15 protein-coding genes, 2 tRNA genes and 3 rRNA genes are annotated in these 21,978 nt (G+C 59.4%); 2 read left to right on the top strand and 18 right to left on the bottom strand.

Going from position 1 to position 21,978, the window contains the following annotated elements:
- Positions 1 to 59 precede the first annotated feature (59 nt).
- A complete protein-coding gene (locus tag FYK34_RS01205; protein WP_174774493.1) occupies positions 60 to 584 on the bottom strand; it encodes an RNA pyrophosphohydrolase in 525 nt (174 codons plus the stop codon).
- Positions 585 to 770: 186 nt separating this feature from the next.
- Here FYK34_RS01205 and pssA point away from each other — a divergent pair, with 186 nt between their 5' ends.
- Positions 771 to 2,114 carry a CDP-diacylglycerol--serine O-phosphatidyltransferase gene (gene pssA, locus FYK34_RS01200; protein ID WP_149294681.1) on the top strand — a complete coding sequence of 448 codons (1,344 nt, stop codon included), beginning with the start codon at positions 771 to 773 and terminating at the stop codon, positions 2,112 to 2,114.
- 142 nt (positions 2,115 to 2,256) lie between these two features.
- Positions 2,257 to 4,047 carry a GAF domain-containing sensor histidine kinase gene (locus FYK34_RS01195; protein WP_149294680.1) on the top strand — a complete coding sequence of 597 codons (1,791 nt, stop codon included), beginning with the start codon at positions 2,257 to 2,259 and terminating at the stop codon, positions 4,045 to 4,047.
- A gap of 115 nt (positions 4,048 to 4,162) precedes the next feature.
- Here the strand turns inward: FYK34_RS01195 and rrf are convergent.
- From rrf to FYK34_RS01110, 17 genes are all read right to left on the bottom strand, one after another.
- Positions 4,163 to 4,277 (bottom strand): 5S ribosomal RNA (gene rrf, locus FYK34_RS01190).
- Between the two features lie 123 nt (positions 4,278 to 4,400).
- Positions 4,401 to 7,289: ribosomal RNA gene (locus tag FYK34_RS01185) — 23S ribosomal RNA — on the bottom strand.
- 253 nt (positions 7,290 to 7,542) lie between these two features.
- A tRNA-Ala gene (locus FYK34_RS01180) sits at positions 7,543 to 7,618 on the bottom strand.
- 86 nt (positions 7,619 to 7,704) lie between these two features.
- Positions 7,705 to 7,781 (bottom strand) — tRNA-Ile (locus FYK34_RS01175).
- Positions 7,782 to 7,962: 181 nt separating this feature from the next.
- Positions 7,963 to 9,500, bottom strand: a 16S ribosomal RNA gene (locus FYK34_RS01170).
- The 16S, 23S and 5S rRNA genes sit together here with 2 tRNA genes alongside, the layout of an rRNA operon.
- Before the next feature lie 353 nt (positions 9,501 to 9,853).
- Entirely contained in the window at positions 9,854 to 10,414 is a 561-nt protein-coding gene (locus tag FYK34_RS01165) for a glutathione peroxidase (RefSeq protein WP_149294679.1), read from the bottom strand.
- Between the two features lie 96 nt (positions 10,415 to 10,510).
- The gene (trxA, locus tag FYK34_RS01160) at positions 10,511 to 10,873 is read right to left on the bottom strand and encodes a thioredoxin (protein ID WP_149294678.1); all 363 of its coding nucleotides are present in this window, start codon (positions 10,871 to 10,873) and stop codon (positions 10,511 to 10,513) included.
- Positions 10,874 to 10,995: 122 nt separating this feature from the next.
- Entirely contained in the window at positions 10,996 to 12,198 is a 1,203-nt protein-coding gene (gene gltS / locus FYK34_RS01155) for a sodium/glutamate symporter (protein WP_149294677.1), read from the bottom strand.
- 227 nt (positions 12,199 to 12,425) lie between these two features.
- Positions 12,426 to 13,370, bottom strand: coding sequence for a class I SAM-dependent methyltransferase (locus FYK34_RS01150; RefSeq protein ID WP_149294676.1), 945 nt, complete (start codon positions 13,368 to 13,370; stop codon positions 12,426 to 12,428).
- Between the two features lie 78 nt (positions 13,371 to 13,448).
- Positions 13,449 to 13,979 (bottom strand): pantetheine-phosphate adenylyltransferase, encoded by a 531-nt coding sequence (gene coaD, locus FYK34_RS01145; RefSeq protein ID WP_149294675.1) that lies wholly within the window; start codon positions 13,977 to 13,979, stop codon positions 13,449 to 13,451.
- A gap of 90 nt (positions 13,980 to 14,069) precedes the next feature.
- Positions 14,070 to 14,474 carry a VOC family protein gene (locus FYK34_RS01140; RefSeq protein ID WP_149294674.1) on the bottom strand — a complete coding sequence of 135 codons (405 nt, stop codon included), beginning with the start codon at positions 14,472 to 14,474 and terminating at the stop codon, positions 14,070 to 14,072.
- Positions 14,475 to 14,578: 104 nt separating this feature from the next.
- Positions 14,579 to 15,550 (bottom strand): peptide ABC transporter ATP-binding protein, encoded by a 972-nt coding sequence (locus tag FYK34_RS01135; protein ID WP_149294673.1) that lies wholly within the window; start codon positions 15,548 to 15,550, stop codon positions 14,579 to 14,581.
- Positions 15,543 to 16,523, bottom strand: coding sequence for an ABC transporter ATP-binding protein (locus FYK34_RS01130; protein WP_149294672.1), 981 nt, complete (start codon positions 16,521 to 16,523; stop codon positions 15,543 to 15,545). The genes FYK34_RS01135 and FYK34_RS01130 overlap by 8 nt, the downstream gene beginning before the upstream one ends.
- A gap of 10 nt (positions 16,524 to 16,533) precedes the next feature.
- Complete coding sequence (locus FYK34_RS01125) at positions 16,534 to 17,454, bottom strand: ABC transporter permease subunit (RefSeq protein ID WP_149294671.1); 921 nt, start codon at positions 17,452 to 17,454, stop codon at positions 16,534 to 16,536.
- 13 nt (positions 17,455 to 17,467) lie between these two features.
- Positions 17,468 to 18,496: an ABC transporter permease subunit gene (locus FYK34_RS01120; RefSeq protein ID WP_149294670.1), complete on the bottom strand. Its 1,029-nt coding sequence runs from the start codon at positions 18,494 to 18,496 to the stop codon at positions 17,468 to 17,470.
- A gap of 433 nt (positions 18,497 to 18,929) precedes the next feature.
- Positions 18,930 to 20,525, bottom strand: a complete 1,596-nt coding sequence (locus FYK34_RS01115; protein ID WP_149294669.1) for an ABC transporter substrate-binding protein — start codon at positions 20,523 to 20,525, stop codon at positions 18,930 to 18,932.
- Between the two features lie 174 nt (positions 20,526 to 20,699).
- Entirely contained in the window at positions 20,700 to 21,821 is a 1,122-nt protein-coding gene (locus FYK34_RS01110) for a beta-ketoacyl-ACP synthase III (protein WP_149294668.1), read from the bottom strand.
- Positions 21,822 to 21,978 lie beyond the last annotated feature (157 nt).

The raw sequence follows: 21,978 nt of genomic DNA, 5'->3' as shown, positions 1-21,978 counted from the left end.
CAAAAATAAAGACAGCGGGCATTGCCCGCCGTCGCTGTATTGCTATGGCCTTGCGCCGCTCACTGCTCGCTCTGCGCGGCGATGCGCGCCAGATAAGCGTCGTGGCTCTCCACGCCGCGCAGGAAGCGGGCCAGCTCGGTCAGCGCGCGCTCGTAGACATCGCGCTTGAATTCGATCACCGCGTCCACCGGCGCCCAGTAGTCGTTCCAGCGCCAGCCGTCGAACTCCGGATGCGTGGACGCGCGCAGGCACACATCGCTGTCGCGTCCCACCAGCCTGAGCAGAAACCAGATCTGTTTCTGCCCCTTGTAACTGCCGCGCCATTCGCGGCGAACCCAGTTGGTCGGCACCTCGTAGCGCATCCAGTCGCGGGTGCGCCCCAATATCTTCACGTGCTGGGGCAATAAGCCCACTTCCTCCAGCAGCTCGCGGTACATCGCGGCCTCGGGGCTTTCGCCCGGCTTGATGCCGCCTTGCGGGAACTGCCAGGAGTGCTCGCGCACGCGCTTGCCCCAGAACACTTCGTTCTTGGCATTGGTGAGGATGATGCCGACGTTAGGGCGGTATCCGTCCCGGTCCAGCATGGAATAAACCTGCAATTCGTCTCGTTACCGGAATTTTTGCACATTTCGGCCGCCCTTGCCATGTGCCGCACCGGCTTGGAACGCGCGCAAAAGCTTGATCGGCATCACCGGCTTGCGCCCCCACTCCCCCAAACCACCCAAACGATGCTACGATTCCGCGATTGAACGTCAATCAACTGCGCATTCATGGCATTTCTGCTCAACCGACCCACGCTGACCCGTCTGCCCTGGCTCCCGCTGCGGGCAGAGGATTTCTCCACGCTGCTGCAAACGAACGAGTTCCGCCTGCGGCTGCTGGAGGCGATCGCGGCGGCCACGCGGCGCGTCTACATCTGCGCGCTGTATCTGGAAAATGAGGAAGCCGGTCAGGAAATCCTGGACGCGCTGTACCAGGCCAAACAGCGCCAGCCGGAACTGGACGTGCGCGTCATGGTGGACTGGCACCGCGCCCAGCGTGGCCGCATCGGCGAGGACCAGAGCCAATGCAATGCCCGCTGGTATCGAGAAGAAGCGGCGCGGCGCGAATTGGACATCCCCGTGTACGGCGTGCCGGTGCAGACGCGAGAATTGTTCGGCGTGTTGCACCTGAAGGGCTTCGTCATCGACGACACGGTGTTCTACAGCGGCGCCAGCCTCAACAATGTTTACCTGCACAAGCTGGACAAGTACCGCTTCGACCGCTACCACCTGATCCGCAGCCCGGAGCTGGCGGACGCCATGGCGCGCTTCATGGCCGAGCAGTTCTTCAACGATCCTGCCGTATTTCGCCTGGACAAGCCCGCGCCGTCCACCCGCAGCATACGCAAGGAGATCCGTCAGTTCCGCGACAAGCTGGCGCAGAGCCAGTATCGCCCCGCGACGCTGACCGCCGTCCCGGCGGACCAGCTGGCCATCACGCCCATCGTGGGCATAGGCAAAGGCAACCGGCTCAATCGCACCATATTGGACATCATCGCCAGCGCGGACAGCCGTTTGTTCATCTGTACGCCGTATTTCAACTTTCCGCGCGCCGTAGTGCTGGAAATCAACCGCGCCCTGCGCCGTGGCGTGGAAATCGACATCGTGGTGGGCGACAAGACCGCCAATGACTTCTACATCCCGCCGGAACAACCGTTCCGCGTGATCGGCGCGCTTCCCTATCTGTACGAGATGAACCTGCGCCGCTTCGCCAAACGGCAGCGCCCATACATCGCCCGCCAGCAGCTGCGTGTCCATTTGTGGAAAGATGGCGACAATACCTATCACCTCAAGGGCATCTGGAGCGACTGGCGCTACCTGCTGCTGACGGGCAATAACCTGAATCCACGCGCCTTCCGCCTGGACCTGGAAAACGCTTTGCTGTTGCGCGACCCGCAAGGCGAGCTGCGCGCCCAGGGGCTGGCTGAGCAGCAAAGCATACTGCGCCATACCACCCTGCTGGCCCACTATCGCCAGCTGGAAGATGTCAAACACTATCCCGAGCAAATCAAGAAACTGCTCACCCGCCTCAGCCGGGTGCGCATAGACCGCATGCTGAACCTGATGTTGTAATGCCTCGCCCCGCTACGCGGGGCTTTTCTTTGCCATCCCTCCCCGCCAGGCGCGCAAGCGCCCTGCATTTTTGCCCCAAGCTCTCATGCGCGCTCCGCTATGCTGGGATGATGAGCCTGGCTCGCGGCGAATGGAGAGCAAGATGCAGCCACCCGGAATCGAAACCCACCACCTGACGGTCAGCCATGAATACTCGGAAAAATGGCAACAGGTGCTGGATCTGCTGGCCCGCATCGTCAGCATCCCTTCCGCGCTGATCATGCGGGTGCAGGCCCCGCAGATCCGAGTTTTCCTCTCCAGCCGCAGCGAAGGCAATCCCTACGAGGAAGATGAGCTGGCCGACCTCGGCACCGGGCTCTATTGCGAAACCGTCATGAGCACGCGCCAGGCGCTCACCGTGCCCAACGCGCTGACAGACCCGCGATGGGACCACAATCCCGACATCAAGCTAGGCATGATTTCCTATATGGGCCTGCCGCTGACCTGGCCCAACGACGAAATCTTCGGCACCATTTGCATCCTTGACCGCGCGGAAAACCACTACACAGCAAACTACCGCGCCCTGCTGGCTCAATTCCGCGCCCTGGTGGAGCGAGACCTCAAGCAGATCTACAACGACAAAGCCAGAGCGCAGGAAGACGCGGCGCTGCGCGCCGAGGAAGCGGAACGCGTGCGCCGGGAGTTCGAACTGCTGCGCGCGGGCGAGCGCAAGGCATTGCGAGCCCTGCGCGAAAGCGAAGAACGCTGGCACTTCGCGCTGGAGGGGGCCGGCGACGGCGTGTGGGACTGGAACCTCGCCAGCGGCGATATCTACTTCTCCAACCGCTGCCGGCAGTTGCTGGGCTTGCGCAATGCGATGGAAATCGGTGACTTCAAGCTATGGCAAACCGGCATCCATCCCGACGACCTGCCCACTGTATTGGCGGATCTGGCCAGTTACTTGCGACTGCCCAGAGACTCCTTCATCACGGAGCACCGCTTTCTCAAGGATCACAGCTGGATCTGGCTGCTGGGACGCGGCATGGTGGTCAGCCAGGACGCGCAGGGCCAGCCGCTGCGCATGATAGGCACTTACTCTGACATCACGCGACGCAGACAGGCCGAGGAGGAGTTGCAGCAGCTCAACATTCACCTGGAAGAACGCGTCGCCAGCCGCACGGCCGAACTGAAAAAAGCGATGCAGCAAATCAGCATCGCCGAGAAACAGAACGCACTAGCACGCATGGTGGCGGGCATGGCGCATGAGCTGAACACGCCCATAGGCAATATCCTGCTATGTTCGACGCAGATCCTCGCCGATGTCCAAACCATTGCCCAAGCCGAAGCGACGCAGCAATTATCACGCAGTCAATTGCGCGACTTTCTCGACAAGGCAGCCGAAAGCTGCGAGCTGCTGCAAAGAAGCAGCGAACAGTCAGCAGACCTGATTGGACGCTTCAAACAAATCGTCGTCGATCAACTGGACCAGCCCAAGCGCAACTTCAATCCTGGCGCCATCCTCGCCAAGTTGTTGGAAATCCTGCTTCCCGCAGCCCACCATCCGCGGATCAAACTGACACTGGACTGCTCTCCCGATTTGCTGATTCACAGTTACCCCAGCGCATTGGAACAACTGATCTCACACCTCGTGGCGAATACCTTGACGCACGGCTTCCAAGGCCGCAACGAAGGCTCGATACAGATCGCGATCCAGCGCCAGCAGAATGAGATCATTCTGCGTTACGCCGACAATGGCCAAGGCATCATCCCAGAATTGCATAGCAAGGTGTTCGACCCGTTTTTCACCACGCGCATGGGGCAAGGCGGCGTCGGCCTGGGTCTCGCCCTGGTGCACAACATCGTCCACATCATCCTGAAAGGGCAAATCCGCCTGGAAAGTGAACCCGGCCACGGCGCCGCCTTCATCATCAGTTTTCCCAGCGAACCACATTAGCCTCGTAGAAACAGCAAAGCCCCGGCAGGGCATCCTGTCGGGGCGGGTTGGGGTCGGCGCGCGGCGGCAATGCACAAAGCCCAGCTCGGTTGAGCTGGGCTTTGTCTGATGGGGCGTCTGGCGGTGTCCTACTTTCACATGGCGAATGCCACACTATCATCGGCGCTAAGATGTTTCACGGTCCTGTTCGGGATGGGAAGGCGTGGGACCATCTCGCTAAGGCCACCAGACATAAACTTGTACAAACTCAAGAAGCCTGAACCAGAGAGGTTCTCTGATTCTGAATATTCGGTATTCAATTGTGTCGCACACACTCTATCTCGCGTCTTGGTTCCCCAAGCCACTCAAATGATAGGATCAAGCCTCACGAGCAATTAGTATCGGTTAGCTTCACGCCTCACAGCGCTTCCACACCCGACCTATCAACGTCCTGGTCTCGAACGACTCTTCAGGGAGGTCAAGCCTCCAGGGAAGTCTCATCTTCAGGCAAGTTTCCCGCTTAGATGCTTTCAGCGGTTATCTCTTCCGAACTTAGCTACCCGGCAATGCCACTGGCGTGACAACCGGTACACCAGAGGTTCGTCCACTCCGGTCCTCTCGTACTAGGAGCAGCCCCCGTCAAACTTCCAACGCCCACTGCAGATAGGGACCAAACTGTCTCACGACGTTTTGAACCCAGCTCACGTACCACTTTAAATGGCGAACAGCCATACCCTTGGGACCGGCTACAGCCCCAGGATGTGATGAGCCGACATCGAGGTGCCAAACACCGCCGTCGATGTGAACTCTTGGGCGGTATCAGCCTGTTATCCCCGGAGTACCTTTTATCCGTTGAGCGATGGCCCTTCCATTCAGAACCACCGGATCACTATGTCCTGCTTTCGCACCTGCTCGACTTGTCGGTCTCGCAGTTAAGCTACCTTTTGCCATTGCACTATCAGCACGATTTCCGACCGTACCTAGGTAACCTTCGAACTCCTCCGTTACACTTTGGGAGGAGACCGCCCCAGTCAAACTGCCTACCATGCACTGTCCCCAATCCGGATCACGGACCAAGGTTAGAACCTCAAACACACCAGGGTGGTATTTCAAGGACGGCTCCATCAGAACTAGCGTCCTGACTTCAAAGCCTCCCACCTATCCTACACAAGTCTGTTCAAAGTCCAATGCAAAGCTACAGTAAAGGTTCACGGGGTCTTTCCGTCTAGCAGCGGGGAGATTGCATCTTCACAAACACTTCAACTTCGCTGAGTCTCAGGAGGAGACAGTGTGGCCATCGTTACGCCATTCGTGCGGGTCGGAACTTACCCGACAAGGAATTTCGCTACCTTAGGACCGTTATAGTTACGGCCGCCGTTTACCGGGGCTTCGATCAAGAGCTTGCACCCCATCACTTAACCTTCCGGCACCGGGCAGGCGTCACACCGTATACGTCCACTTTCGTGTTGGCACAGTGCTGTGTTTTTGTTAAACAGTCGCAGCCACCGATTCTCTGCGACCTGTCAAAGCTTCGTGAGCAAGTCACTACACCTCAACAGGCATACCTTCTCCCGAAGTTACGGTATCAATTTGCCGAGTTCCTTCTCCTGAGTTCTCTCAAGCGCCTTAGAATTCTCATCCTGCCCACCTGTGTCGGTTTGCGGTACGGTTCTTATGTAGCTGAAGCTTAGTGGCTTTTCCTGGAAGCGTGGTATCAGTCACTTCAGGTCCGTAGACCCTCGTTATCACTTCTCGGCCTTAAGGGGCGGCGGATTTGCCTACCACCCCAGCCTACCGGCTTGAACAGACTATTCCAACAGTCTGCTGACCTAACCTTCTCCGTCCCCACATCGCACTACATAAAAGTACGGGAATTTTAACCCGTTTCCCATCGACTACGCTTTTCAGCCTCGCCTTAGGGGCCGACTCACCCTACGCCGATGAACGTTGCGTAGGAAACCTTGGGCTTTCGGCGAGCGGGCTTTTCACCCGCTTTATCGCTACTCATGTCAGCATTCGCACTTCTGATATCTCCAGCATCCCTTACGAGACACCTTCACAGACCTACAGAACGCTCCCCTACCACGCACAGTAAACTGTGCATCCGCAGCTTCGGTTATCAGTTTGAGCCCCGTTACATCTTCCGCGCAGGACGACTCGACCAGTGAGCTATTACGCTTTCTTTAAATGATGGCTGCTTCTAAGCCAACATCCTGGCTGTCTAGGCCTTCCCACTTCGTTTACCACTTAACTGATCATTTGGGACCTTAGCTGGCGGTCTGGGTTGTTTCCCTCTTGACGATGGACGTTAGCACCCACCGTCTGTCTCCCATGCTTGCACTTTCCGGTATTCAGAGTTTGCCATGGTTTGGTAAATCGCAATGACCCCCTAGCCATAACAGTGCTTTACCCCCGGAAGTGATACATGAGGCACTACCTAAATAGTTTTCGGGGAGAACCAGCTATCTCCGAGTTTGTTTAGCCTTTCACCCCTATCCACAGCTCATCCCCTAGTTTTGCAACACTAGTGGGTTCGGACCTCCAGTGCGTGTTACCGCACCTTCATCCTGGCCATGGATAGATCACTCGGTTTCGGGTCTACGCCCAGCAACTCAATCGCCCTATTCGGACTCGGTTTCCCTACGCCTCCCCTATTCGGTTAAGCTTGCTACTGAACGTAAGTCGCTGACCCATTATACAAAAGGTACGCAGTCACGGAACAAGTCCGCTCCCACTGTTTGTATGCATCCGGTTTCAGGTTCTATTTCACTCCCCTCCCGGGGTTCTTTTCGCCTTTCCCTCACGGTACTGGTTCACTATCGGTCGATCATGAGTATTTAGCCTTGGAGGATGGTCCCCCCATCTTCAGACAGGATTTCTCGTGTCCCGCCCTACTTCTCGACTGCTTAGTTCTTGCGATGCGTTTTCGTGTACGGGGCTATCACCCACTACGGCTGGACTTTCCATTCCATTCCACTAACGCAACTCATAACACAGTCAGGCTGTTCCGCGTTCGCTCGCCACTACTTACGGAATCTCGGTTGATTTCTTTTCCTCGAGTTACTTAGATGTTTCAGTTCACTCGGTTCGCCTCCTCTGACCTATGGATTCAGTCAGGGATCTCCTTGCGGAGGGGTTTCCCCATTCGGACATCGCGGGATCAAAGCTCTATTGCCAGCTCCCCCGCGCTTTTCGCAGGCTTACACGTCCTTCATCGCCTATGATCGCCAAGGCATCCACCAGATGCACTTAGTCGCTTGACCCTATCATTTCAGTAACCTAAATTACCGCAACAACAGAGAGTGTTTGTGCGACGACTGCACCGCCCCTTTTGATATGGCGACGCAGCCTTAGATACAATCAAATACCCAAGATGACGATTTGTTGATGCACAGAATTAACTCTGCATCTTCATCTCGCCGTCTTTATATATTCGGCTTCTTCAGTTTGTTAAAGATCGGGCGTTTATACAACGCAAACAGAATCCAACTCTTCCGAATTCGATTTTGTTTGCGATGGTGGAGGATGACGGGATCGAACCGACGACCCCCTGCTTGCAAAGCAGGTGCTCTCCCAACTGAGCTAATCCCCCTCTTTTTGGGTGATGCTGCGTTGCTCAGTCGCTCATGTGCATAAGCACATGTCGCTCCTTCGCGCCTTGCCTGACCCAAAAAATACTGGTGGGTCTGGTAGGACTCGAACCTACGACCCCTGCGTTATCAACACAGTGCTCTAACCAGCTGAGCTACAAACCCAGTAGTCGTTTGATACCACATCCTTTTCGATCAAAATCAAGCAGATCCAGGCGAAAGCTGACGACGTGTACATCGAGTACACGAGGAAGCTTTCAACGCAGAGCTGCGCCGATTTTCATCGAAAATGCCCTTAACTTGAATAACCGATAGGCTGTAAGTACTTGGCGATCGCCTTCTCTAGAAAGGAGGTGATCCAGCCGCAGGTTCCCCTACGGCTACCTTGTTACGACTTCACCCCAGTCATGAATCCCACCGTGGTAAGCGGCCTCCTTGCGGTTAGCCTACCCACTTCTGGTGAAACTCACTCCCATGGTGTGACGGGCGGTGTGTACAAGACCCGGGAACGTATTCACCGCAGCATGCTGATCTGCGATTACTAGCGATTCCGACTTCACGCACTCGAGTTGCAGAGTGCGATCCGGACTACGATCGGTTTTCTGAGATTAGCTCCACCTCGCGGCTTGGCAACCCTCTGTACCGACCATTGTATGACGTGTGAAGCCCTGCCCATAAGGGCCATGAGGACTTGACGTCATCCCCACCTTCCTCCGGTTTGTCACCGGCAGTCTCATTAGAGTGCCCAACTGAATGATGGCAACTAATGACAAGGGTTGCGCTCGTTGCGGGACTTAACCCAACATCTCACGACACGAGCTGACGACAGCCATGCAGCACCTGTGTTACGGCTCCCTTTCGGGCACCAAGATATCTCTACCAAGTTCCGTACATGTCAAGAGCAGGTAAGGTTTTTCGCGTTGCATCGAATTAATCCACATCATCCACCGCTTGTGCGGGTCCCCGTCAATTCCTTTGAGTTTTAACCTTGCGGCCGTACTCCCCAGGCGGTCAACTTCACGCGTTAGCTACGCTACCAAGGATTCAAACCCCCAACAGCTAGTTGACATCGTTTAGGGCGTGGACTACCAGGGTATCTAATCCTGTTTGCTCCCCACGCTTTCGTGCATGAGCGTCAGTGTCATCCCAGGGGGCTGCCTTCGCCATCGGTATTCCTCCACATCTCTACGCATTTCACTGCTACACGTGGAATTCTACCCCCCTCTGACGCACTCTAGTCGTGCAGTCTCCAATGCCGTTCCCAGGTTAAGCCCGGGGCTTTCACATCAGACTTGCACAACCGCCTGCGCACGCTTTACGCCCAGTAATTCCGATTAACGCTTGCACCCTACGTATTACCGCGGCTGCTGGCACGTAGTTAGCCGGTGCTTATTCTTCAGGTACTGTCATCCCCCAGCGGTATTAGCGCTAGGGATTTCCTCCCTGACAAAAGTCCTTTACAACCCGAAGGCCTTCTTCAGACACGCGGCATGGCTGGATCAGGCTTGCGCCCATTGTCCAAAATTCCCCACTGCTGCCTCCCGTAGGAGTCTGGGCCGTGTCTCAGTCCCAGTGTGGCGGATCATCCTCTCAGACCCGCTACTGATCGTCGCCTTGGTGAGCTCTTACCTCACCAACTAGCTAATCAGACATCGGCTGCTCGTATAACGCGAGGTCTTTCGATCCCCCGCTTTCCCCCTCAGGGCGTATGCGGTATTAATCCGGCTTTCGCCGAGCTATCCCCCATTACACGGTACATTCCGATGCATTACTCACCCGTTCGCCACTCGCCACCAGGAGCAAGCTCCCGTGCTGCCGTTCGACTTGCATGTGTAAAGCATGCCGCCAGCGTTCAATCTGAGCCAGGATCAAACTCTTCAGTTCAATCTCATAGCAATTTTCTGGCACGCAAGTTCAAAGAAATAAACAAGTATCTCTTGTCTCTTGCAGTGCAAGTATTTGGCTTTCACCAAGCACTTACACCTATCGGTTATTCGTTCTGTTAAAGAGCAGTGCTGGACGCTGTTTTCGTCACACCGGAAACCGTTTCGTTTCCGCCGTTTCGTTCGCTGCGTCAGCTGAGGAGACGAACTATACGCCCGGGCCTGAACCTCGTCAACACCTTTTGCGGGAAAAATGGAAAGAATTTCACACAAACCCGCCAAGTTGTTGATTTTAAATGGTTGCATCATGAAAAAAACGGCAACTCCAGATGAAGGTGCCGTTGAATACTCACCTCAGGGCTGAGCCGGGGCGGCAGATTGAGTGGCGATGGGCCTCAGATAAGGCACAAAAGCATCGACCACCTCGGGCGCATCCGGCTTGGTGCGGGTGCCGATGCTGATCACCTTGCTGGCGCCGGGCAGGATCAGGTACTTGTGGAAGTTCCACATCGGCGCGTCATCGGTCGCGGCAATCAGCGCCTTGAAGAAGGGCTGCGCATCGCTACCGCGCACATGCCCCTTGCTGGCCATTGGGAAGGTCACGCCATAATTAGCCTGGCAGAACGCGCCAATCTCGCTGGGCTTGTCCAGTTCCTGGAAGAAATCATTGCTGGGGAAGCCGATCACCACCAGCCCTCGCGGACCATATTGCTTATATAGAGACTCCAGCTGGGTGAATTGCGGCGTGAAGCCGCAATGGCTGGCGGTATTCACCACCAGAACCGGCTGATCGGCGTATTGGCAAAGATTGATTTCGCCGCCCATCAGCCCGGGAACCGTGTAATTGAGCAGCGCCGGGCAGCCCGCCAGCGCAGCCTGCCCCCACAGCAACAACAGCAAACCCCAACGCTTCATGATGAACTCCCGTTCTGACCGCAAAATAGAAAATAGGGCAATGCGCCCAAGCATGGCCCTATCGTCTCACATCAGCGCCTGGAACGCGCCATCCGTTCAGGACTGTTGGCTGGCGATTTCCGCACGCACTTTGTCCATGTCCAGATCGCGCAGGCTTTGGATAAGTTGCTCGAACTGTCCGCCCATCATCGCGCCGGCCTGATTGAACACCATGATGCCGTCTTTGACCGCAATCAGCGTCGGAATGGAGCGGATATTGAAATGGGCGGCCAATTCGCGCTCTTCCTCGGTATTGATCTTGCCGAACACGATGTCCGCGTGCTTGGCCGACGCCGCCTCGAACACCGGACCGAACATCTTGCAGGGACCACACCACTCCGCCCAGAAATCGAGGATGACGATGCCCTCTTCCTTCATATTGGCGTTGAAGTTGTCGGCGGTAAGATTGGTGAAGGACATGTCGGCTCTCTTTCAGTATCGGGTGGCCCGCCAGCTGCGGGCCGTCTCAGACCAAGATATGAGCGCCAACCCGCCATTGCAAGCGATGGCCCGTTTGTATTTTTCAATGCATCCGATAGCCCTTAGCCGATAAAGGGCAACGTAAGGTAGAGCTTGATGGTGATGGCGTTGACGATGTCGATGAAGAAAGCGCCCACCATGGGCACCACCAGAAACGCGATATGTGAGGGGCCGAAACGCTCGGTCACCGCCTGCATATTGGCGATGGCGGTAGGCGTGGCGCCCAGGCCGAAACCGCAATGACCGGCGGCCAGCACCGCGGCATCGTAGTTGCGTCCCATCACCCGGAAGGTGACGAACACGGCGTACAGCGCCATCGCCAGCGTCTGCAGCAAGAGCAGCGCGAAGATGGGTAGGGCTAACGCCGCCAGGTCCCACAGCCGCAGCGACATCAGGGCCAGCGCCAGGAACAGTGACAGACTGACGTTGCCCAGCACCGACACCTCGCGCTCGAATATCTTGTACCCGCCCAGCACCGCCAGTCCATTGCTGATCAGCACGCCGACAAACAAGACGCAGACAAAGGTAGGCAACTCGAAAGCCGTACCCTTCAGCAGCGAACCGACAAAGGTGCCGCCCAAGAGGCAAACCGCGATCAAGGCCAGCGTTTCAATGAATGACTGCGGCGTGATCAGCCGCTGCGCGTCCGGCAGCTCGAAGCCGCGCGGCGGCTGGTCCGTGTTATGTTCGGCGCCCGGCGTTTGCACGCGCTTGACCAGAAAGCGCGCCACCGGCCCGCCGATCAAACCGCCCAACACCAGGCCGAAAGTGGCGCAGGCCATGGCCAACTCGGCGGCCGACGCCAGGCCGTATTGATCGGCGAAAGTGCCGCTCCACGCCGCGCCGGTGCCATGGCCGCCGGACAGGGTGATGGAACCGGCCAGCAGGCCCATAAGAGGGTCCAGCCCCAAGGCGCTGGCCACGGCCACGCCCAAGGTGTTCTGCACCAGCAGCAGTCCCACCACCACGCCCAGGAAAATGGCTACTGTCTTGCCGCCCTGCTTCAGGCTGGACAGATTGGCGCTCAGCCCGATGGCGGCGAAGAAAGCCAGCATCAGAGGCGTCTGCAAAGACGTGTCGAAACGCACTTCCACGCCGGAGAACTGGCGCCAGGCCAGCAGCGCGGCGGCCACCACCAGGCCGCCGGCCACTGGTTCCGGAATATTGTAGGCACGCAGCGCGCCGCTATGGGCAACCAGCTTGCGTCCCAGCAATAGAACGAGCGAGGCGGCCACCAGCGTGCCGTAAAAATCGAGTTGAATCATCGGTTCTCCCATAGTCGTTTTCGAGCGAAAACGCGTCCGCGCCGCGACGCAGACAGACCGATGAAGCAGGAAGGCATGGGGCGCTCCGCATCCCGCCGCGCACGCGGCGAGGCAGCCTAAAGGCCGCCGGCTGGCTGGTCGGCGGCTCCATGCGGAAGCGCGCTTTGTTATGGGAGGGTAAGAATGCCGGGTAAGTTCGAGTAAAAACGGTTTACAAACAGCCGCCCTCAGCCGCGGCTGATGCGCCAACACTGGTGGATCTTGCGGTTGCGGAAGTCCTCCGGCACCGACTGCGCGCTGATATCGCGGATCTGGTAATCCTCCTGCAGACGCTCATCCAGCTGGAAAGTGCGCAGATTGTTGGAGAAGTACAGCCACCCACCCGGCGCCAGCAGCGCCATCGCGTAGTCTATCAGCCAGACGTGGTCGCGCTGCACGTCCAGGATGTCGCGCATCTTCTTGGAGTTGGAGAAGGTGGGCGGATCCATCACGATCAGGTCGAACTGCTTGCCGGCGTCAACCGCCTCTTCCAGATACTGGAACACGTCGGCGCGCACCAATTGGTGCTTGGCCAGGTCCAGGCCGTTCAGCTCAAAGTTGCGGCGCGACCAGTCCTGATAGGTATTGGACATGTCCACCGTCTCCGACGACACCGCGCCGCCGGCGCCGGCATAGACGGTGAAGCTGCCGGTGTAAGCGAACAGATTCAGAAAGCGCTTGCCGGCCGCCTCCTCGCGCACGCGCTTACGGGTATTGCGGTGATCCAGAAACAGGCCGGTGTCCAGATACTGCTCCAGATTGACGATGAAACGCTGGCCGAACTCCTCGACGATGAAGTCCTGGCCGGTCTCGCCCTCTTTCTCGTACTGGCTGACGCCCTTCTGGCGGCGTCGGTTCTTCAAGGTCACGGCGGCGGTCGGGATGCTGGTCACTTGCGCGATGGCCTCCGCCACCGCGTCTATCCACTCGCGGTATGCGTCATCGTCCATTTCCCAGCCGGTGTCGTACTCTTGCAGATGCACGCGTTCGCCATAGATGTCGACGGCGAAAGGAAACTGCGGCACGTCCTTGTCGTAAACACGCCAGGCGTCCAGGCCCTGGCGGCGCGCCCATTTGGCGTAATGCTTGTAGTTCTTGGCCAGACGGTTGGCGAAGGCGCTGACATCCTGCATGGCTATCCTCGATGCGGCAAAACAAACGCGCCAGACGAATCTGGCGCGACGTGACATTCCAAACCTGCATTATAAGGCCTATTCCGAGGAATACATCTCCAGCATCTTGCGATACACCGGCTCCGGCAGGTATTGGCGGATCACGGCCTCCCAGCCGCGCGGCCCCACTAGGCCCTTGACCATGGTGGACGACACCTCGGCGTATTCGCGCGGCGGCAACAGGAACAGCGTGGTGATGTCCGGATGCAGGTCCGAGTTGATGTAGCGCATGGTGCGCTCGTACTCGTAGTCGCTGGCGGTGCGGATGCCGCGCACGATGTAGTTGGCGCCGACGCTCTGCGCGTAATTCACCAGGAACTGATTTTCGAAGACATCGACCCGCAGCTTGCTGGAGCCGGCGGTGACCTCGCGCAGCAAGGCTACGCGCTCTTCCACGCTAAACGTGCAATGTTTATCCGGATTCACGCCGACGGCGACGATCAATTCGTCAAATAATTCCACCGCCTCGCGTATCATCCACAAGTGGCCATTGGTCACCGGGTCAAAGCTACCGGCATAGACGGCTCGTTTCAATTGGCGTTTTCCTCGGGCTTTGAGTGCGTGTTCCATGGCGAATGTATCTTGCGGAGGCGGGGTGGTAAAGGATTTTTTGTGCGACGCGTCAAAAAACGGCGCGCCGCCAAGCCTGTCAAAAAATCATCATAATTGACAGTTGATCATCCAGTTGACGCCGAATCTATCACTAAAGCAAGCAAAAAGCGCGCCCCAAAACGTCTTGTGCAACGGCATCGTCACCTGCCCGCCCGCGCTGAGCGCCGCGAAAACCCTCTCCGCCTGCGCCGTATCGGCCTCCAGATTGATGGACAGCACCACTTGCTGGCTGGGCGGCGCCGGCCGGTCGCTATCGGAGATCATCAAGACATTGGCGCCGAACGCCAGCCTGGCGTGCATGATCCGGTTGGGATCTATGCCGCCAAACTCCACATCCGGCGGCGCGTCGGCGTAGCGCATCAGCATGGCGATCTCGCCATCCAGCGCCTCGCGATAGAAGTGCAAAGCCTCTTCCGCCTGGCCATTGAAATTCAGATACGGATATACGTTCATCAATCGCTCCTGGAGCTTGGGCTTTCAGTGTAGCCATCAGGAACGAGGGGCAAATAAAAAGCCCGCGCATCGGCTGCGCGGGCTGGCATGGCGCCATGTTTGGCTTAGACGTTGATCTCTTCGGCGCGGTGGCAGGCCACCATGCGGCTGTCCAGCTCGCGCAATTGCGGCACTTCCGCCTTGCAGCGCTCGTTGGCGTGCGGGCAGCGCTTGTGGAAAGCGCAGCCGGACGGCGGATTGAGCGGGCTGGGCAGTTCGCCCTCGATCTTGATCTTGATGCGGCGGTCTTCCGGATGGATGGACGGCGTGGCCGACAACAGCGCCTGGGTGTAGGGATGCAATGGACGCTCGTAGACGCGGTTCTTATCGCCCACTTCCACCGCGCGGCCCAGATACATCACCATCAGGTCGTTGGCCACGTGCTCCACCACCGCCAGATTGTGCGAGATGAACACATAGGCGGTGTTGAACTCCTCTTGCAGATCCATGAACAGGTTCAGCACCTGCGCCTGAATCGACACGTCCAACGCCGAGGTCGGCTCGTCCGCCACCACGATCTTCGGGTTCAGCATCATGGCGCGCGCGATGGCGATGCGCTGACGCTGGCCGCCGGAGAACATGTGCGGATAGCGGAAATAGTGCTCGGGACGCAGGCCGACGCGCGTCATCATGGCGCGCACTTTTTCCTCGCGCGCCTTGGCAGACAGATCGGTGTTGATCAGCAGCGGCTCGGACAGCTGGTCGCCTATCTTCTGGCGCGGGTTCAAGGAGCCATAGGGGTTCTGGAACACCATCTGCACCTTGCGCCGCATCGCCTTCAACTCGGCCGCGCTAGCCTTGGCCGCGTCCTGGCCGTCCAGAATCAGCGAACCGGAAGTGGGCTGCTCGATCAGGGTCAGCTGGCGCGCCAGCGTGCTCTTGCCGCAGCCGGATTCGCCCACCACCGCCAGCGTGCGGCCGGCCTCCAGCTCGAACGACACGCCGGCCAGCGCCTTCACCTGCGCCTTGGGCTTGAACAGGCCCTGGGCCACATCGTAATAACGGGTCAGATCTCCCGCCTGCAAAACCTTAGCCATGCTGCTTCTCCTTGGCCAGCAACGGGTAGTGGCAACGCACCGCGCCATGCTCGTGCGCGGTCAATCCAGGCCGCTGGCCGCGGCAGTTGTCCTGCGCGTACGGACAGCGCGGGGACAAGAGACAGCCGGTCGGCCGGTCGTACTGGCCGGGCACGATGCCGGGCAGCGTGGACAGGCGATGCGCGCCCTTGCTGTGCTCCGGAATGGAGGACAGCAGCGCCTCGGTATAGGGATGGACCGGATGGCGGAAGATTTCCGGCACCGTGCCCATTTCCGCCACTTGGCCGGCGTACATCACCACCAAGCGCTGCGCTACCTCGGCCACCACGGCCAGGTCGTGCGTGATCAGGATCAGCGCCATGTTCTGGCTCTTCTGCAGCGACACCAGCAGCTCCATGATCTGCGCCTGAATCGTCACGTCCAGCGCGGTGGTCGGCTCGTCGGCGATCAAGAGCTTGGGATTGCAGGCGATGGCCATGGCGATGGCCACGCGCTGGCTCATGCCGCCGGACAACTGGTGCGGGTAGGCGTTCAGACGCGTCGCCGCCGCCGGGATCTCCACCAGCTGCATCAGCTCCAGCGCGCGCGCCTTCAAGGCCGCGCCGCGCAGGCCCTGATGCACTTTCAGCACTTCCATGATCTGGTAGCCGACGGTATAGCTGGGATTCAGCGCCGTCATCGGGTCCTGGAAGATCATGGAGATGTCTTTGCCGACGATCTTGCGGCGGCCGCGCGCCGAGATGGACAGCAAGTCCTTGCCGTCGAAGCTCAGCTCGTCGGCCACGATGCGGCCCTGGCCTTCCAGCAGGCCCATCATCGCCATCATGGTGACGGACTTGCCGGAGCCGGACTCGCCGACGATGCCGACGATCTCGCCCTGGGCGACCGACAGCTCCAGCCCTTCCACGGCGCGGAACGGATTCTTTTCCGAGCCGAATTCCACGGACAGATTCTTGATTTGCAACAGACTCATATTCTTATCCTCAGGCGGCGCGCTTCAGCTTGGGGTCCAGCGCGTCGCGCAGGCCGTCGCCCATCAGGTTGATCGCCAGCACCGACAGCAGAATGGTCAGACCGGGCATGGTCACCACCCACCAGGCGCTCTCGATGTAGTCGCGGGCCGAGGCCAGCATGGTGCCCCACTCGGCGGTCGGCGGCTGCACGCCCAGGCCCAGGAAGCCCAGGGCGGCGATTTCCAGGATGGCGGAGGAAAAGCTCATGGTGGCGTGCACGATCAGCGGCGCCATGCAGTTGGGCAGCACGGTGACGAACATCAGCCGGCCCAGGCCGGCGCCGGCCACGCGCGAGGCCACCACGTAGTCGCGGTTCAGCTCGGTCATGGCGGAGGCGCGGGTCAGCCGCACATACGCCGGCAAGGACACGGTGGCGATGGCGATCATCGCATTGGTCAGGCCCGGCCCCAGAATGGCCATGATGGCCACGGCCAGCAGCAGGGACGGCAGCGCCATCATGATGTCCATCAGACGCATGATGGAAGCGCCCAGCACCTTGGGGAAGAAGGCGGACAGCAGGCCCAGGATCACGCCTGGAATCAGCGCCATCAACACCGACATCAGGCCGATGAACAGTGACAGCCGCGCGCCGTAGATCAGGCGCGACAGGATGTCGCGGCCCAGCTCATCGGTGCCGAACAGGAACTTGACGCTGCCGGCCGCTTCCCAGGCCGGGGGCGTCAACATGTGGTCGCGGTACTGCACGATGGGGTTGTACGGCGCGAGCACCGGCGCCAATAGCGCGCAGGCGACGATGAAGACCACGAAGACCAGGCCGGCCACCGCGCCCTTGTTGTGGGAAAAGCCCTGCCAGAACTCCTTCAGCGGAGACGGGTAGGACAGCGCCAGATCGGCCGTCTGCGCGGCCGCGTTTGCATTGTTTTGGCTCATATTGCGTCCCTGCTTACTTGGCGTGACGGATGCGCGGATTGGCGATGCCGTACAGGATGTCGACGATGAAGTTGGTGACGATCACCAGCGTGGCCACCATCAGGATGCCGTTCTGCACCACCGGGTAGTCGCGGCGGGAAATGGCGTCGATCAGCCATTTGCCCACGCCGGGCCAGGAGAAGATGGTCTCGGTCAACACCGCGCCGCCCATCAGCGTGCCCACCTGCAGGCCGATGACGGTCAGCACCGGGATCAGCGCGTTGCGCAGGGTGTGGATGAAGATGACGCGGGCCGGAGACAGACCCTTGGCGCGCGCGGTGCGGACGTAGTCCTCGCGCAGCACTTCCAACATGGACGAACGCGTCATCCGCGCGATCACCGCCAGCGGAATGGTGCCCAGTACGATGGACGGCAGGATCAGGTGGCTCAGCGCGCTCTTGAAGGCGCCGGCATTGCCCACCGGGTCGGCCGATTCGGCCAGCCAGCTGTCGATCAGCATGAAGCCGGTGCGCGGCGGGATGTCGAACATCAGGTCCATGCGGCCGGACACCGGCGTCCAGCCCAGCTTGACCGAGAAGAACATGATCAGGATCAGGCCCCACCAGAAGATGGGCATGGAGAAGCCGGTCAGCGAAATGCCCATCACGCCGTGATCGAATATCGATCCGCGCTTGATGGCGGCCAACACGCCGGCCAGCAAGCCCCAGACGGTGGCGAACAGCAGGGCGGACAAGGCCAGCTCCAGCGTGGCCGGGAACAGGGTCTTGAACTCGACCCAGACATTGGTGCGCGTCACCAGGGACTGGCCCAGATTGCCGTGCAGCAAGTTGACGACATAGTCGAAGTACTGGGCGTACAGGGGCTTGTCTAGGCCCAAGCGGTGCAAGGCCGCGGCGTGCATGGCCGGGTCAAGCGCGCGCTCGCCCACCATCACCTCCACCGGGTCGCCGGGGATCATGCGGATGAGGCCGAAGGTCAGCAAAGTGATGCCGAAAAAGGTAGGCACCAGAAGACCCAGCCGGCGCAAGATGAATGAAAACATGGATTTGATTCTCCCAGGCGCGGACGCGATGCCAGAATCGCGCGCGCCATTTGACTTCTAAGAGACATGGCGTGCAGGAAATCGGCGCGGGAAAACCATCAGGAAACAACGCCGCCGCTTTGCGCGACGGATGAGGATAGGGTGCCGGGCGGCAGACAGGCAACTAAACCACCCACCAGCATTAGCTGCAGTCGCCAGCCCCGGCAAGAGAAAAGATATCAGTCTCCCCGCCTTGGCTGATTGACGCAGGTCAAACCGGCATCATGCCGGCTGTTCGCCCTAGCCTTGCTACTTGTTTATTCCTTGATTCCCGTGCAGAAGCTGCCATGCCGGCCCCGCGCGCTCTCTAACGGAACGCTGCGGAAAACGGCACTTGTTGCAAGCGGCGGGGCCTCAGCCCCGCCGCCATGGTCATGCCCGATTCAGGCTGACCTTACTTGACGCTGACGCCGTAGAAGGAGTTCAGGCCGAAGGGGCTGACCTTGAAGCCCTGCACCGACTTCAGCATAGGCTGATTGACGGTGGAGTGCGCGATGGTGGTCATCGGCACCTGTTGCTTCACGATCTCCTGCGCCTTCATGTACAGCTTGGTGCGCTCGGCCACATTGGTGGTGGCCTTGCCCTTCTGGATCAGGTCTTCGAACGGCTTGTAGCAGAACTTGGAGAAGTTGTTGCCGTTCATCGCGTCGCAGCCGAACAGCACGCCCAGCCAGTTGTCCGGATCGCCGTTGTCGCCGGTCCAGCCAATCAGCATGGTGTCGTGCTCGCCCGCCTTGGCGCGCTTCAGGTACTCGCCCCACTCATAGGAGGTGATCTTGGCCTTGACGCCGATCTTGGCCCAGTCGGCCTGGATCATCTCCGCCATCAGCTTGGCGTTGGGGTTGTACGGACGCTGCACCGGCATCGCCCACAGCGTGATGTCGAAACCGTTCGGGTAGCCAGCCTTGGCCAGCAGAGCCTTGGCCTTGGTCACGTCGTACGGCGCGTCCTTCAGGTTCTTGTTATAAGACCATTGGGTCGGCGGCATCGGGTTGGTGGCGGCTTGGCCGGCGCCTTGGTACACGGCTTGCAGAATGGCCTTCTTGTTGATGGCCATGTCCAGCGCCTCGCGCACTTCCAGCTTGTCCAGCGGCTTATGCTTGACGTTGTATGCGAGGTAGCCCAGGTTGAAACCGGCTTGCGAGATCACCTTCAGCTTGGGATCGGCCTTCATCGCGGCCACGTCGGTCGGACGCGGATACGCGGTGATCTGGCACTCGCCGGCCTTCAGCTTCTGGTAGCGCACCGAGGCGTCGGTGGTGATGGCGAACACCAGGTTGTCCACCTTGGGGCCGTCAGCCTTGTTCCAGTAGTCTTTGTTGGCGACGTAGCGGATCTGCGCGTCCTTCTGGTAACGCTTGAAGATGAACGGGCCGGTGCCGACCGGTTGCTGATTGATCAGCTGCGGCTTGCCTTCCTTCAGCAGCTTGTCAGCGTATTCTGCCGACTGGATGGAGGCAAAGCTCATCGCCAGGTTCTGCAGGAAGGCCGCGTCGATCTTCTTCAGCGTGAACTTGACGGTGTACGGATCCACCTTCTCCACCTTGGTGATGTTCTCGTCCATGCCCATGTCGGTGAAGTACGGGAACTCGGTCGGGTAGGCCTTGCGGAACGCATTGTTCTTATTCAGCATGCGATCGAAGGTGAACACCACGTCGTCGGCGTTGAATTCGCGCGTCGGCTTGAAGTAGTCGGTAGTCTGGAACTTGACGCCCTTGCGCAGATGGAAGGTGTAGTTCAGGCCATCAGGGGAGACTTCCCACTTGTCTGCCAGCGCCGGGATCACCTTGGTGCCGCCGCGCTGGAATTGCACCAGACGGTTGAAGATGGTTTCGGCGGAAGCGTCGAAGTCGGTGCCGGAGGTGTATTGGCCCGGGTCGAAGCCGGCCGGGCTGCCCTCGGAGCAGAACACCAGCGTGCCAGCGGCGTGAGCCGCAATGGAGGAACCCGCAAACGCGCCAAGCACCAGCAGCTTTTTGAAAGCGTGCATAAATGTTTCCCTTCCCTTTGTACAGACCATCAATTGGGTCTTTTTTGCTATTGGAGCCAAAGTCCGCGACTCGGCAGTGGGGATACATTATGCACAGAGGGCGCTTTTGACAAGCGCCCTCCTGATTTTTTTATGGCGCGGCCGCTGGCGGCTGACGCCCATGACAACAGGCTCTTACAGCCTGCGCAGCGCCACGGAGCCGACGGAATAGCCCGCCCCGAAAGAACTGATGACGCCGACATCCCCCGCCGCAAGGTCGCTGGAGTGCAGATGGAAGGCAATAACCGAACCGGCGGAACTGGTGTTGGCATAACGGTCCAGAATCACCGGCGCCTCCTCCAAGTCGGCCTCACGGCCCAGCACGCGGCGGGCGATCAGCTGGTTCATCGCCAGATTGGCCTGATGCAGCCAGAAGCGGCGCACGCCGTCCGGCGCGATGCCCAGCGACTCCAGATGAGCGACGATATGCTCGCCCACCATCGGACACACCTCCTTGAACACCTTGCGCCCCTGCTGGATGAACAGCTTGTCCGGCTGGCCGATGCCGGCCTCGTCGCAGCGGTTCAGGAAGCCGAAGTTGTTGCGGATGTTGTTGGAGAACACGGTGGCCAGCTTGCAGCCCAGCACTTCGAAACGCTGCGCGGAAACGGCCGCGTCGGCTCGCTCCAGCACCACGGCCGTGCAGGCGTCGCCAAAGATGAAATGGCTGTCGCGGTCGCGGAAATTGAGGTGGGCGGAACAGATTTCCGGGTTCACCATCAGCACCGCGCGCGCCTGGCCGCTGGCGATGGCATTGACGGCGGTCTGAATGCCGAAGGTGGCGGAGGAGCAGGCCACGTTCATGTCGAAGGCGAAGCCCTGGATGCCCAGCGCCTGCTGCACCTCGATGGCCATGGCCGGATACGGGCGCTGCATATTGGAGCAGGCCACGATCACCATGTCGATGTCAGCCGCCGACCTGGCCGCCGCCTCCAGCGCCTGGCGCGCCGCCGTCACGGCCATCTCGGCCTGCAGCGACAGCGCCTCGTTGGGACGCTCCGGCAGAGAAGGCGTCATCCTCGCCGGATCCAGCACGCCGGCCTTATCCATCAGGAAGCGCTGTTTGATGCCCGAAGCCTTTTCGATGAATTCGGCGCTGGACTCCGCCAGCGGCTCCATCGAGCCGGCCGCGATCTCGGCCTGATGCGCCTCGTTGTGTTGGCGCACGAAGGTATTGAAAGCCTCGACCAGTTCCGCATTGCTCACGACATGCGGCGGGGTGAACAGCCCCGTGCCGCTGATGACAACCTTATGCATTGTTGATGTGTCCTCACTCTCCCCCTGAGGGTGAACAGGGAGGCAGCCCGAGACGAACGCCCAAGGTCGTCTTCGCTCGAAACTGTCTGCCCGATATTGCAGCGATTTTACACAAGCGCCTGCGCAAAAAGTAAAAATCCATAGCCCCGAAACGCTT

The organism is Chromobacterium paludis (assembly GCF_008275125.1).
Classification (GTDB): domain Bacteria; phylum Pseudomonadota; class Gammaproteobacteria; order Burkholderiales; family Chromobacteriaceae; genus Chromobacterium; species Chromobacterium paludis.
The sequence above is the reverse complement of the archived record's forward strand: the minus strand, read 5'-3'. Positions and strand labels throughout refer to the sequence as shown.